Below are 13,800 nucleotides of genomic sequence, written 5' to 3'. Positions count from 1 at the left end.
CCCGCAGTGATCGCAAACCACTCTGATGATTTCCGTAGCAAGGGGAAGTGCGACATCAGCGTCGGCCTGACCGATCAGCTCGTCTACGAAGTCCAGTTGGCGTTCAACACGGGTGTCGAGAAGCCTGCTGACTTCAACAATCCGTGTGGTCGCGCGCAGACCGTCGCCGCCGAGATGATCAAGACGATGAAGGCGGGCGGTTGAGATGTGCCGGGCGCGAGGAGTAGTGGCTCGGGAACGTGCCGTGGTGTCCGCTTCCCTTCTGGCAGCCCTGACGCTCACCGCATGTTCTCCGTCCGTCGCCGGAGACGCACCTCCGACGACACCCAGCTTCTCGGCCGGTGCCAGCTCGGACGTAGACGGGATTCCTCGTGTTCCGCGTGTGCCGAAGGCGTTGGACACGGCGAAGTTCCAGCAGGACCCGTGCAGCGTGCTCACGGCGGCAGAGCTACAGACTCTCCGTGTCGCGGCGAAGGGTGAGGTCGACAAGGACCCGGCACCGAGGTGTGCGTGGTCGGACTGGCGGGGGCCGTCGAAACTCGATTTCTCGGTTACGATCGCGGCCAACCGTCAGGGGCTGGCCCAGTTGTACCGGAACAAGGGCAACTTCGAGCATTTCGAGCCGTTCCAGGTCGAGGGATACCCCGCTGTCATGCTGGATGACAGCAGGGTTGGGATGTGCGATGTCGAAGTGGCCGTCATGGACAGTCTGAGCAATTCCGTGAAGGTTCAGTTCACGGACGATGACAAGGCTGCCGCCGTGGTGAAGTGCGGGCAGACGAAGATCCTGGCCACTGAGGTGATGAAGACGTTGAAGGGTGGTGGGTGATGGTCTTCCCGCTCGTCGTCGTGGGGATTGGCACCGCGGTCGGGATCGCCAAGAAGGCGGCGGACACGGACGTGCGTCCGCAGGGCATGCAGGGTGCCGAGATCTACAAGATGTTCCACGGCGACGGTGTCGCGGGCACTCGCGACGTCGACAGCGCCGGGGGCAACTGGGGACAGATCGGCACTCTCCAGCATCACGCCAGCGAGGCGGTCCGCTCCGCGATGAACACGGCGGGCGTGATCTGGGAGGGGCAGGGCTCCGAGGCCGCCCAGGCCGGGATGTCGCCGTTGGCGGCCTCCGCGGAGCAGGCCGGCGCGACCGCCCACCAGGCCAAGTCGGTCCTGGAGAGCCAGAGTGGCGGCTTCAACCAGGCCAAGAACACGGTCCAGCCGGTTCCGGAGAAGCCGCCGGCAGACAACTTGCTTGAGGTCGGGGCGAAGAAGGTCGGCGAGCTCTTCGGCCTCCGGGACGGCGACATCTCGCAGGAGATGGAGGCCTACCGGGCCAAGACGATCGCCAACCAGAACGCCCTCAGCACCTACGGCTCCGTCACCAACTCCAACATCAGCGCGGTGCCGACCTTCGGTGGCAGCACGAACCCGGCGGACGTCAGCGTGACCAACCCCGGCCAGGGCAAGCCGATCGACGGCGGGGTGGAGCCGCCGGGTCGGGGTGGTGACAACTTCGGGCGTCAGCCGTGGTCGCCGCCGGGTGGCGGTGGGAACCAGGTGGTTCCGCCCCCGCCGGGCGGTGGGCCGGGTGGTGGGCCCGGGCCGTGGTCGCCGCCGCCGGGCGGGCGGGAGCCGGGCGGTCCTCCGCCCGGTGGGTACGGCCCGACGTGGCCGTCCTCGCCGCCGCCGGCCCAGGTCGACCCGAGCTGGGGGCGTCCGCCGACGCCGACGCCGGGGCAGTCGGGGTGGAACCTGCCCGGGCCGGGCCCCACTCCGGGTGACGGTCCCAGCTATCCCCCTGTCGGTCCCGCCTTCCCTGGTGGCCCCGGACTTCCTGGTGGTGGTCCCGGTAGGGACGGCTCGATGCGCACGGGCATGCGCCCCGGCGGTGGTGGGCCTGGCGGTCCCGGCGGCCGGAGCGGGCTGGGCGGCTTCGGTGGCGGGACCGGTGGTGGCGTCGGCGGCGCCGGCGCCGGCATGGGGCCGGGCGGCCGTGGTGGTGTCGGCGGCTTCGGTCCGGGTGGCTCCAGCGGTGTCGGCCCTGGTGGACCCGGCGGGCCCGGTGGTTTCGGTCCGGCTGGCGGCGGCGCGGCCGGTGGTCGTGGCCCTGCTGGTGGCATGGCGGGCATGGGCGGCATGGCCGGAGCCCGTGGTGGCAAGGGCGAGGAGGACCAGGAGCACCAGCGCCCGGACTACCTCGTCGAGTCGGAGGATGTCTTCGGCGTCGGCCAGAAGGTGGCTCCGCCGGTCATCGGGGAGTGAGGACGAGGGTCGCCCTGCCGACCTGGCAGGGCGACCCACCTCGACTGAGTCGAACGTGAACGGGAGGGGAGTCGCGCCGTGCTGCGCCGCGACGTGGTGATTTCCGAGCTCGCCTATGACGTGTTGTGGGAGCTGGGGGTCGACACCGACAAGCACGTGGCCCTGTTCTGCCCGTCGCCGGGCGCCACGTGGACGGAGCGGGAGCGGCTCGCCCACCAGGTGGTGGGTGAGCTCCAGCAGCTCGGCCTCGCCCAGGGCGATCGGCCGGACCCCGACCTGATGGACGCGTTGCAGCTCCTGGCCCGGCCGGAGGTCGAGGTCTACGGGTGGTTCGCGGTCGGCGACCGGCCGACGGAGTCGGTGGTCGTCGCGGTGTCCGGCAGGGAGGGCGTGCTCGCCCACCTCGGGGGCGGCCAGTTGCGGTTGCGGCCGGTCGCGCCGGAGTGGCTGTGTGACGCGGCGGTCTCGGTGTTGCCGCCGTTGCGGCCGATCAGGGGCCAGCACCACAACGTGCCGACGGAGCTGCTGGAGGGCGGTCCTGGCCGGCACGGGAATGACGACGACGACGGCGGCGGCGTGCTGGAGTCGGTCGGCGGCGGGGAGACCGAGGTCGACCGGGTCCGCCGGCTGCTCGCCCAGCCGCGCAGGGCCGCGGGGCAGTTCTTCGCGGCGACCCGTGGGCCGGCGGGCGGCCGGCGCCGGTGCGAGTATCCGGTCAACGTGGTCGACACGGCCGAGGGCTGCTACCTCGCGCACCAGGTGCGCGGCGGGGACGGCCAGCCGTGGACGGTGGTGGTCCCGACCGACCAGCGGGTGTTGGCGGAGCGGCTCGGCCAGCTCGTGCACGGCCTGTCCGGGCGCTGATCGTCGCTGGTCAGGCCGGGGACGTGGCTCTGGTCACCGGCCAGGAGCCGACCTCGGGGGCTTACCAGTACGCTTGTCTTGCTTGCGCGGTCGCGACGCAGGACGCGAGAGGAGAACGCCGCCTCATGGCGAAGATCAAGGTTCACGGCACCGTCGTCGAGCTCGACGGCGACGAGATGACCCGGATCATCTGGCAGTTCATCAAGGACAAGCTGATCCACCCGTACCTGGACGTCAACCTGGAGTACTACGACCTGGGCATCGAGCACCGGGACGCCACCGACGACCAGGTGACCGTCGACGCCGCGAACGCCATCAAGAAGCACGGCGTCGGCGTCAAGTGCGCCACCATCACCCCGGACGAGGCGCGGGTCGAGGAGTTCGGCCTCAAGAAGATGTGGCGGAGCCCGAACGGCACCATCCGCAACATCCTCGGCGGCGTGATCTTCCGCGAGCCGATCATCATCTCGAACATCCCCCGGCTGGTGCCCGGCTGGCAGAAGCCGATCATCGTCGGCCGTCACGCCCACGGTGACCAGTACAAGGCCACCGACTTCAAGGTGCCCGGCCCCGGCACGCTGACCATCACCTACACCCCGGCCGACGGCGCCGAGCCGATGCAGTTCGAGGTGGCGCAGTTCCCGGAGGGTGGCGGCGTCGCCCTGGGCATGTACAACTACCGGAAGTCCATCGAGGACTTCGCGCGGGCCTCGTTCGCCTACGGCCTCGCGCGGAACTACCCGGTGTACATGTCCACCAAGAACACGATCCTCAAGGCCTACGACGGCATGTTCAAGGACGTGTTCCAGGAGATCTTCGAGGCGGAGTTCAAGGCCGAGTTCGAGGCCAGGGGCCTGACCTACGAGCACCGCCTGATCGACGACATGGTCGCCGCGGCCCTGAAGTGGGAGGGCGGCTACGTCTGGGCCTGCAAGAACTACGACGGCGACGTGCAGTCGGACATCGTGGCGCAGGGCTTCGGCTCGCTGGGCCTGATGACCTCCGTGCTGATGACGCCGGACGGCCGCACCGTCGAGGCCGAGGCCGCGCACGGCACGGTCACCCGGCACTACCGCCAGCACCAGGCGGGCAAGCCGACGTCGACCAACCCGATCGCGTCGATCTTCGCCTGGACCCGTGGCCTGGCCCACCGGGGCAAGCTCGACAACACCCCCGAGGTCACCGACTTCGCCAACAAGCTCGAGCAGGTCTGCGTCGAGACCGTCGAGAGCGGCAAGATGACCAAGGACCTGGCGCTGCTGGTGGGTGGCGACACCCCGTGGCTGACCACCGAGGAGTTCCTCGCCGCCCTGGACGAGAACCTCCAGCGGAAGATGGCCGGCTGAGCCGTTCCGTACGCCCCAGGGGCCCGGTCACCGCGGTGGCCGGGCCCCGGTGTTTCTCCTTCGGTGGGGCGGCGCCGTGCGCCACCCGGTTCGACGCGGGGCGGGCTGGTCACGAAACGTAGCCATGACCTCGGGGTTGGTCCCTCGTCGGGCGGAGCGGGACGGGTGCCGACGGGTGGAGTTCCCGGCGCGGGGCTCGCCGGCGCCGTGCCCGGCGGCTATACCTGGGGACGCCGTCGACCTAGGTCCTCGCTCGCGAGGCGGGAGGTGAGCGCCGTGGCGCTGCCGGTCCGTCCCCTGGTCATCGGGGGTGTCCTCGTCGCCGTCGGGGTGGCGGTCCTCGCGGGTGGCGGGGACAAGCGCGACGGCGTGTCGCCGGTCTCCGACCGGGCCCGGTGCGAGTTCCGGGTCAGCGCCGACCTGCTGAACGTGCGGGCGGGGCCGGCGACGGACCAGCGGGTGGTGGAGCGGCTGCGGGGCAACGCGCTGGTGTCGGCCCAGCCCTCGGTCGAGAACGGGTTCCGCAAGCTCGGCGACAACCGCTGGGCGGCGGCGGAGTTCCTCACCCCGGCGCCCGGCAACTCCTGCCAGTGAGGGCGTGTCCGAGGTCTCACCGGAACGGACCGCCGGGTCGTCGCTGGTCGTGACTACGCTGGCCGCTCGTGCTGACCGTCTCGACCGTCAACGTCAACGGCCTGCGGGCCGCCGCGAAGAAGGGCTACCAGGAGTGGCTCGCGGCCACCACGGCCGACGTGGTGTGCCTCCAGGAGGTCAGGGCCGAGCCCGGCCAACTGCCACCGGCGGTCCGGGAGCCCGAGGGGTGGCACGTGGTGCACGCCCACTCCGAGGCCAAGGGGCGGAACGGCGTGTCCCTGCTCACCCGCGTGGCGCCGGAGGCCGTGCGCATCGGGTTCGGCGAGCCGGAGTTCGAGCGGAGCGGCCGGTACGTGGAGGTCGACCTCCCCGGGCTCACGGTCGCCAGCCTGTACCTGCCCAGCGGTGACGTGGGCACTCCGCGACAGGACGAGAAGGAGCGGTTCATGGCCGCCTTCCTGCCCTACCTCGTGGAGCGGCGGGAGAAGGCGGCCGTCGAGGGGCGTGAGGTGTTGGTCTGCGGCGACTGGAACATCGCCCACCGCGAGATCGACCTCAAGGCGTGGAAGGCCAACCAGAAGAACGCGGGCTTTCTGCCCGAGGAGCGGGCCTGGCTGAGCCGGGTGTTCGACGAGGCGGCCTACGTCGACGTGCTGCGGCGGCTGCACCCCGAGGGCCCCGGTCCGTACACGTGGTGGTCGTTCCGGGGGAAGGCGTTCGACAACGACGCGGGTTGGCGGATCGACTACCAGGTGGCGACGCCGGGCCTGGCGGAGCGGGCGACCAGCGCCGTGGTCGATCGTGCCGTGTCCTACGACGCCCGCTGGTCCGACCACGCCCCTCTCACCGTCACCTACGACTGGTCGTGACCGCACCAGTTTATGCGAGAGCGTGACTGAGGGTTCAGGCGTACTCGCTCTCCGTGGTACCCACGTGTCCATGTGGCTACGGAAGGTATCTGGGTGCGACAAGAACGTGTGCCCCACGATCTACTTCACGGATCGGGGGACGGCGGTGGCTCAGGGAGTCCCCGTCACCGACGCCCACGGCCTGCGGTTGGGGCCGGGCGAGCTGGCGGTGGAGCTGCCGATGGATGTGCTCCGCGGGCCAGTTTCGAGCGATTCCTCGCCGGCGAGCCGAAACCGGAGGACCACAACAGCGACTGGCACGAGATTGTCCGGTCATACGTCGCCGCGGGGAAGTCGATCGGGCGGGTGCGAGTGGTGCGGCGTCCGTTGACCGACTACCAGCGCTACCAGTTGGCATGGGGAATACCCGGCAACATCGCGGCTGGCGAGGACATCCGGGTGGTCGACATCACGGATGACGACTGGGGACTGCCGGACCAGGATTTCTGGCTTTTCGACCAGAGCACGGTGGTTCATCTGAACTTCGCTCCCGACGGCGCTCTCCGGGACATCGAGCTGGTGGACAACCCCGATCTGGACAGGTATCTGAACTGGCGGGACACGGCACTGAAGAACGCGGTCTCCTACGAGAAATATGTTCGAACCTGTAGGGAATCCCCGTAGGGAGCTCGCGGAGGCGCTGCGAGAACTGCGCAGGGCGGCCGGCCTGTCCGGAGCGAGGCTGGCGGCCCGTTGTGCCATGTCCCAATCCAAGATCAGTCGGATCGAGCGCGGCAGGGTCGTCCCGAGCGTCGTCGACGTCGAGCGCGTTCTGACCGCTCTCAGGGTGCCTCGAAAGTCGCCGAGGATCTCGTGGCGCTCGCGCGCCACGCCAACGTCGACTACAGGTCCTGGCGGACCTACGCCCAGGTCGGTCTGTGGCGCAAACAGGCGGAACTCAGGGCGCTCGCCGAGGCGTCGACCGTGGTCCGACAGTTCCTGCCGGCAATACCGAGTTCGATGCTCCAGACCGAGGAATACGCGCGACAGGTGCTCACACCGACAGTGCCCGGTGACATCTCGTGGAACCGGGAGCAGGCAGTCCGGGCGCGGATGGAGATGCAACGGGCGCTTGAGGACGTGTCCCGTGCGTTCGTGTTCCTGATGCCCGAGCACGCGATCCGGTGGCAGCGGGCGGACCCCGCGACCATGGCGGACCAGTGCCGACATCTGGCGGAAGTCTCCACCCGGCCCAACGTGCGAGTGGCGATCATTCCGCGAGAGAAGAGGGTCTCGGCCTCCCCACTCCACGTATTCGCCGTCTTCGACGACCGTCTCGTCCTGGTGGAGCTCTTTTCCGGCGAGGTGGCCCTGCGTGATCCGCAGGACGTCGACTACCACCTGAGCCTCTTCCAATTCTTCCTGGGACACGCTCTCGTCGACGACGAAGCGCGCGATCTCCTCGGCTCGGTGGCGGCCGAGTTCGCGAGCATGTGCGACTGAGAGTTCTCGTCGGTTCCCCTCCGTGGACGGGATTCGCGGTGCCCTAGCCTCTGTGGGCTGGGACGGAGAGGTGGGTGTCATCGTGCTGGAGCGGGTCGACCTTGGTGAGGTCGGGTACGACGAGGCGAACGCGTCGATGGCGCGCTGGGTGAAGGAGCGCGGGGAGGGGCTCGCCGGCGACCGGCTGTTCCTGCTCAGCCATCCGCCCGTGATCACGTACGGCCCGCGGACCTCGCCGGCGGACCTCCCGGCCGATCTCGGCATCCGGACGGTCGAGGTGGACCGGGGCGGCTACGCGACCTACCACGGCCCTGGCCAGCTCGTGGGCTACCTGGTGGTGGACGTCCGCGAGCGCGGGCCGGTGGACATCGTGCGGTGGGTGGAGAACGGGCTCATCGCCGCGTTGGGGAGCCTCGGGTTCCCGGCCGTCCGGCGCGACACCCCGCCGGGGGCGAGCAGCCTGGTCGGCGTGTGGACCCCGGAACACCACAAGATCGCCTCGATCGGCATGCGGATCCGGCACGGGGTCACCAGTCACGGGTTCGCCCTCAACATCGACCCGGACATGGGTGTCTTCGACCGGTTCACCGTCTGCGGGCTGCACGACGTGACCATGACGTCCCTGCGCCGGGTGGCCGACGAGCGCGGCCTCCCCCTCCCGTCCGAGGCCCGCGTGCGGGACGCCGTCGCCGAGGCCCTCGTGTTCTGACCAGGGGCGCGAGCCGGACGATCCGGACACCGGGGCCGCCGCGCCTGTGAAACTGATCATGCCGTGGTCGGGTGGCCGGACCGGTCGGCGCAGATCAGCGGTCACGCTCCGCCGATCGGGTGGCCTCGGGCCGCACATAGGATGGCCCGGTGGTTGCCGAGGTCAGCGACACCGCCCTGCGTCGAGCGCTCCGTCGGGCCCGTGACGGCGCGGTCCTCGACCTCACCGAGGCCACCGTGCTGCTGCACGCGCGCGGGGAGCGGCTGGACGAGCTGATGGTCGCGGCGGGCCGGGTCAGGGACGCGCACCTCGCCGCGGAGGGCCGTCCCGGCGTGGTCACCTACAGCCGCAAGGTGTTCGTCCCGCTCACCCGCCTGTGCCGGGACCGCTGCCACTACTGCACCTTCGCCACGGTCCCGCACCGCGTGCCCTCGGCCTTCCTGGAGCGCGACGAGGTGCTGGAGATCGCCAGGGCCGGCGCGGCGGCCGGGTGCAAGGAGGCGCTGTTCACGCTGGGCGACCGGCCGGAGGACCGGTGGCCGGTGGCGCGGCGGTGGCTGGAGGAGCGCGGGTATTCGTCCACTGTGGACTACCTGCGGTCGTGCGCGGTGGCGGTGCTGGAGGAGACGGGCCTGCTGCCCCACCTCAACCCCGGCGTGATGAGCTGGGCCGAGCTCCAGCGGCTCAAGCCGGTGGCGCCGAGCATGGGCATGATGCTGGAGACCACGGCCGAGCGGCTGTGGTCCGAGCCGGGCGGCCCGCACTACGCGAGCCCGGACAAGGAGCCCGCCGTCCGGCTGCGGGTGCTGACCGACGCCGGCCGGGTGGGCGTGCCGTTCACCACCGGCATCCTGATCGGGATCGGCGAGACCCTCCGGGAGCGCGCCGAGTCGCTGTTCGCGATCCGCCGGATCGCCCGGCAGTACCGGCACATCCAGGAAGTCATCGTGCAGAACTTCCGGGCCAAGCCGGACACGGCCATGCGCGACCAGCCGGACGCCGACATCGAGGACTTCGTCGCCACGATCGCGGTGGCCCGCCTGCTGATGCCGCCGGGCACCAGCGTGCAGGCGCCGCCGAACCTGGTCGCCGAGGAGCACGAGCTGTTGCTCCGGGCCGGCGTCGACGACTGGGGCGGCGTCTCCCCGGTCACGCCCGACCACGTCAACCCCGAGCGCCCGTGGCCGCAGATCGACGAGCTGGCGCGGTGGACCTCGGCCAGCGGTTTCACGCTGCGCGAGCGGCTGACCGCCCACCCCCGGTTCGTGCGCTCGGTGACCGACGCCGACGTGACCACGCCGTGGATCGACCCCCGGCTCGCGGAGCACGTGGGGGCGTTGGCCGACCCCACGGGCCTGGCGGACGAGTCCGCGCTGCCCGTCGGGCGTCCGTGGCAGGAGCCGGACGGCGGCCTGGAGTCGGTCGGCCGCGTCGACCTGCACGCGAGCATCGACACCGTGGGGCGCACCGAGGACCGGCGCGGCGACTTCGACAGCGTCTACGGGGACTGGGACGAGCTGCGCCAAGCCGTGTCCGAGGGATCTAAGGGCTCCGAGGGCACAGCCGCCCCGGAACGACTTGAACCGGACGTGCGCGAGGGGCTGCGCCTGGCGGCCAGCGACCCGGCGGCCCTGCTGGAGGAGCGCAACTCGGCCGCCGCCCTGGCGTTGTTCACCGCGGACGGCCCCGCGCTGGACGAGCTGTCCCGGATCGCCGACGACCTGCGGGCCGACGCCGTGGGCGAGGACGTCACCTACGTCGTCAACCGCAACATCAACTTCTCCAACGTCTGCTACGTGGGCTGCCGGTTCTGCGCCTTCGCGCAGCGCGAGCGGGACGCCGACGCCTACCGGCTGTCCGTCGAGGAGGTCGCCGACCGCGCGGAGCAGGCGTGGGGCGTGGGCGCCACCGAGGTCTGCCTCCAGGGCGGCATCGACCCGAAGCTCCCGGTCACCGTGTACGCGGACATGGTCAGGGCCATCAAGGCGAGGGTCCCCGGCATGCACGTCCACGCCTTCAGCCCGATGGAGATCGTGTCCGCCGCCGCCAAGGCCGGGGTCAGCGTGGCGGAGTGGCTCACCGAGCTGCGCGACGCCGGCCTGGACAGCATCCCCGGGACGGCGGCCGAGATCCTCGACGACGACGTGCGGTGGGTGCTCACCAAGGGCAAGCTGCCGGCCGCGACCTGGGTCGAGGTGGTCAGCACCGCGCACCGCCTCGGCATCCGGTCGAGCAGCACGATGATGTACGGCCACGTCGACCATCCCGGCCACTGGCTGGGCCACTTCCGGACCCTGGCCCGGGTGCAGGACGACACGGGCGGGTTCACCGAGTTCGTGGCGCTGCCGTTCGTGCACACCAACGCGCCGATCTACCTGGCCGGCATCGCCAGGCCGGGGCCGACCTGGCGGGACAACCGCGCCGTGCACGCCATGGCGCGCGTGCTGCTGCACGGGCGCGTTCCCAACATCCAGTGCTCCTGGGTGAAGCTGGGCGACGCCGGGGTGGCCCAGATCCTGCGCGGCGGGGCCAACGACCTCGGCGGGACGCTCATGGAGGAGACGATCAGCCGCATGGCCGGGGCCGACCACGGCTCGGCGCGCACGATCGAGCAGCTCACGGCGATCGCGGCCGGGATCGGTCGGCCGGCCCGCCAGCGCACGACCAGCTACGGGCGGGTCGCCACCACCTGAGGCGGACGCGCGCGGCGGCGCCGTGTTCTCGGACACATGCCGGGGCTCGGAGGCCGGTCGACGCCGGACTGGCGCCGAGGGAGGCCGGCTGACGCCGGCCGACCTCGGCTGGACCCCCGGCGTGTGTCACACCGGCGTGGGGTGGATGATCTTTGTTCGGGCGATGCTGTTACCGTGCGTCGCCGCGGGATCTCGTAGAGATCTCACGAACGGCCCTGCGCGAGTTGACGCGTTGGGTACTTTCGCGGACGACAAGTCAATGTCCCTTCCCCCGATCGAGGGACATTTCTTTCTGGGAGGCCTCCCCGTGCCCAGCCGACCAGCCCGCTCCGTGGCGCGGCGCGTCGCCGCCGCGCTCGCGGCGTTCGCCTGTGTCGCCGGCGTCGGTCTCGCCACCGCCGGCGCGGCCGCCGCGGACACCCCCTCCTCTCCGACCACCCAGCCGTCCCCGACCGCGCTGGCCGTCGAGAGCCGGTCCGTCGGGCTGGTGACCAGCCTGGGCGGCACCGTCGGCGTGGCCGCCGTGGCGGCGGGCGTGGGCGGCATGGTGGCCGGCGTGCTGCGCCGCCGCCGCGGCGTCGACGTCGACCCGGCCAACGAGCGCAAGGAGTAGGGCAGCGTCGTCCGGCGCCGCCGGGCCTGGGAGAATCGAGCCGTGCCGACCGAGTCCCCCGCCAGCGAGCAGCAGCGCCCCGTCGAGCCCGCGACCCAGGAGGCCGCCCCGACCGCCCGCCCGAGGGTGCTGTCCGGGATCCAGCCGACCGCGGACTCGTTCCACCTCGGCAACTACCTCGGGGCGCTGCGGCAGTGGGTGACCTTGCAGGACACCCACGACGCCTTCTACTGCGTCGTGGACATGCACGCGATCACCGTCGAGCACGACCCGAAGGCGCTGCGCCGCCGCACCAGGGTCTCGGCGGCCCAGCTCCTCGCGCTCGGCATCGACCCGGAGCGGTCGACGCTGTTCGTGCAGAGCCACGTGCCGGAGCACGCGCAGTTGAGCTGGGTCATGGAGTGCCTGACCGGCTTCGGCGAGGCCAGCAGGATGACCCAGTTCAAGGACAAGTCGGTCAGGCAGGGCGCCGACCGGGTCACCGTCGGGCTGTTCACCTACCCGGTGCTCCAGGCCGCCGACATCCTGCTCTACCGCCCGCGGGCCGTGCCGGTGGGCGAGGACCAGCGGCAGCACCTCGAACTGACCCGCGACCTCGCGCAGCGCTTCAACAGCCGGTTCGGCCGGACCTTCGTCGTCCCCGAGGCGCACATCGTCAAGGACACGGCGAAGGTCTACGACCTCCAGGACCCCACGTCGAAGATGAGCAAGTCGGCGTCCTCGCCGGCCGGCCTGATCGACCTGCTCGACGACCCGAAGGTGTCGGCCAAGAAGATCCGCTCGGCGGTCACCGACACCGGACGCGAGATCGTCTACGACCCGGAGAACAAGGCCGGGATCAGCAACCTGCTGGTCATCTACTCCGCCCTGAGCGGCAGGAGCGTGGCCGAGCTGGAGCGGGAGTACGAGGGCCGGGGCTACGGCGACCTCAAGAAGGACCTGGCCGAGGTGCTGGTCGGGTTCGTCACCCCGGTTCAGGCCAGGGTGCGGGAGTACCTCGACGACCCGGCCGAGCTGGACAAGCTGCTGGCCAGGGGCGCGGAGCGGGCCCGCGAGGTGGCCTCCCGCACGCTGCGCGCGGTGTACGACAGGGTGGGCTTCCTGTCGCCGGCGAGCTGATCCCCGGCTTCCTGGGTACCTTCCCGACGTGATCGGGAAAGGTGGCAGGGGGGACGGGCCGTCGCTGGTGGAGCGGCTGCGGGAGCGACACGGCTGGCTGGACCACCTGGTCAGGGCGGCCGGCCGGTACCAGCAGCGCTACGGCGACCACTACGCCGCGGCGATCACCTACTTCAGCGTGCTGTCGTTGGTGCCGCTGCTGATGATCGCGTTCGCCGTGGGCGGCTTCGTGCTCGCCGACCAGCCCGAGCTGTTGCGGCGCGCCCAGGAGGCCATCGCCGGGGCCGTGCCCGACCCCAGCCTGCGGGAGACGCTGAGCAAGGCGGTCGGCGAGGCGGTGGAGCAGCGCTACTCCGTCGGCGCCGTCGGCCTCGTCGTCGCCCTGTACTCCGGCCTGGGCTGGATGAGTAACCTGCGCGACGCGCTGACCGCGCAGTGGGACCAGGACCGCCCCGACCGGCCGTTCCTGCGGGGCATGGTCGTGGACCTGCTGGCGCTGGTCGGCCTGGGGATCGCCCTGGTGGTCTCCTTCGGGATCACCGCCGGCGGCTCGCAGTTCGCCGACGACCTGCTGGGGTGGCTGGGCTGGCGGGACGGGGACGTGGCCAAGGTCGTGCTCGCGGTGTCGTCCGTGGTCCTCGCGCTCCTCGCCAACTGGCTGGTGTTCCTGTGGGTGCTGTCGCGGTTGCCGCGCGAGCCGGTGAGCGTGCGGAGCGCGATGCGGGGGGCGTTGGTCGCCGCCGTCGGGTTCGAGCTGCTCAAACAGGTCGGCACGCTGTACCTCGGCAAGGTGACGGGGTCGCCGTCGGGCGCGGCGTTCGGCTCGCTGCTGGGTCTGCTGGTGTTCGTCTACCTGGTCGCCCGGTTCCTGTTGTTCGTGACCGCGTGGACGGCGACGTCCCCGGAGAACGCGCGGCCCAAGGTGGTCCCGCCGCCCCCGCCGGCCGTCATCCGCCCGGTGGTGGCCGTGCGGTCCGGCCCGTCCGGCCGCACCGCCCTGGGGCTGCTCGGCGTCGGCGCGCTCCTGGGCGTGGCGTTGCGGAACCTGGTGCGTCGGCGCGGCTGATCCGCCGCCGAGATCTCGACGTTCGCCCGGTCCGGGGATTCAGGTCTCTCGAACGAGGGTGGAGAAGGGCCTCCATCGCCCCGTAGGGGACCGTTTGCCCCTCTCGTGAGGGAATCACTGTCGGGTGAGGTTTGAGCGCTTTCTGGGGCCGATGAGGCCCGGAGTGTCTCTCCTGACGCCCGG

13 protein-coding genes and 2 pseudogenes are annotated in these 13,800 nt (G+C 71.1%); all 15 read left to right on the top strand.

Features of this window, described 5'->3' with window-relative positions; genetic code table 11:
* Positions 1 to 204 (top strand): annotated as a pseudogene (locus LX15_RS21155) (hypothetical protein); the annotation flags it as partial.
* A 1-nt stretch (position 205) separates the two neighbouring features.
* Positions 206 to 829 (top strand): DUF3558 domain-containing protein, encoded by a 624-nt coding sequence (locus LX15_RS21150; RefSeq protein WP_253671356.1) that lies wholly within the window; start codon positions 206 to 208, stop codon positions 827 to 829.
* Entirely contained in the window at positions 829 to 2,262 is a 1,434-nt protein-coding gene (locus LX15_RS21145) for a PPE domain-containing protein (protein ID WP_253671355.1), read from the top strand. Before LX15_RS21150 ends, LX15_RS21145 begins: the two co-directional genes overlap by 1 nt.
* A gap of 78 nt (positions 2,263 to 2,340) precedes the next feature.
* Positions 2,341 to 3,126, top strand: coding sequence for an ESX secretion-associated protein EspG (locus tag LX15_RS21140; RefSeq protein ID WP_253671354.1), 786 nt, complete (start codon positions 2,341 to 2,343; stop codon positions 3,124 to 3,126).
* Positions 3,127 to 3,251: 125 nt separating this feature from the next.
* A complete protein-coding gene (locus tag LX15_RS21135; protein ID WP_253671353.1) occupies positions 3,252 to 4,472 on the top strand; it encodes an NADP-dependent isocitrate dehydrogenase in 1,221 nt (406 codons plus the stop codon).
* A 276-nt stretch (positions 4,473 to 4,748) separates the two neighbouring features.
* Positions 4,749 to 5,066 (top strand): SH3 domain-containing protein, encoded by a 318-nt coding sequence (locus LX15_RS21130; protein WP_253671352.1) that lies wholly within the window; start codon positions 4,749 to 4,751, stop codon positions 5,064 to 5,066.
* Between the two features lie 68 nt (positions 5,067 to 5,134).
* Entirely contained in the window at positions 5,135 to 5,935 is an 801-nt protein-coding gene (locus LX15_RS21125; RefSeq protein ID WP_253671351.1) for an exodeoxyribonuclease III, read from the top strand.
* A 72-nt stretch (positions 5,936 to 6,007) separates the two neighbouring features.
* Positions 6,008 to 6,598, top strand: a complete 591-nt coding sequence (locus LX15_RS33600; RefSeq protein ID WP_372502765.1) for a DUF6879 family protein — start codon at positions 6,008 to 6,010, stop codon at positions 6,596 to 6,598.
* Positions 6,570 to 6,710, top strand: a pseudogene (locus LX15_RS21115) (helix-turn-helix domain-containing protein); the annotation flags it as partial. The gene LX15_RS33600 and the pseudogene LX15_RS21115, both read left to right, overlap by 29 nt.
* Before the next feature lie 77 nt (positions 6,711 to 6,787).
* Entirely contained in the window at positions 6,788 to 7,417 is a 630-nt protein-coding gene (locus LX15_RS21110; RefSeq protein WP_253671349.1) for a DUF5753 domain-containing protein, read from the top strand.
* Positions 7,418 to 7,487: 70 nt separating this feature from the next.
* Positions 7,488 to 8,126 (top strand): lipoyl(octanoyl) transferase LipB, encoded by a 639-nt coding sequence (lipB, locus tag LX15_RS21105; RefSeq protein ID WP_253671348.1) that lies wholly within the window; start codon positions 7,488 to 7,490, stop codon positions 8,124 to 8,126.
* A gap of 149 nt (positions 8,127 to 8,275) precedes the next feature.
* Positions 8,276 to 10,819, top strand: coding sequence for a bifunctional FO biosynthesis protein CofGH (locus tag LX15_RS21100; protein ID WP_253671347.1), 2,544 nt, complete (start codon positions 8,276 to 8,278; stop codon positions 10,817 to 10,819).
* A gap of 307 nt (positions 10,820 to 11,126) precedes the next feature.
* The gene (locus tag LX15_RS21095; protein WP_253671346.1) at positions 11,127 to 11,432 is read left to right on the top strand and encodes a hypothetical protein; all 306 of its coding nucleotides are present in this window, start codon (positions 11,127 to 11,129) and stop codon (positions 11,430 to 11,432) included.
* A 126-nt stretch (positions 11,433 to 11,558) separates the two neighbouring features.
* Positions 11,559 to 12,551, top strand: a complete 993-nt coding sequence (gene trpS, locus LX15_RS21090) for a tryptophan--tRNA ligase (RefSeq protein WP_253671365.1) — start codon at positions 11,559 to 11,561, stop codon at positions 12,549 to 12,551.
* A 28-nt stretch (positions 12,552 to 12,579) separates the two neighbouring features.
* On the top strand, positions 12,580 to 13,617 hold the full coding sequence (gene yhjD, locus LX15_RS21085) for an inner membrane protein YhjD (RefSeq protein WP_253671345.1): 1,038 nt from the start codon (positions 12,580 to 12,582) through the stop codon (positions 13,615 to 13,617).
* The last annotated feature ends 183 nt before the right edge of the window (positions 13,618 to 13,800 follow it).

The sequence above is a fragment of the Streptoalloteichus tenebrarius genome (assembly GCF_024171885.1).
Lineage (GTDB): Bacteria > Actinomycetota > Actinomycetes > Mycobacteriales > Pseudonocardiaceae > Streptoalloteichus > Streptoalloteichus tenebrarius.
This window is presented reverse-complemented; position numbering and strand designations above follow the sequence as displayed.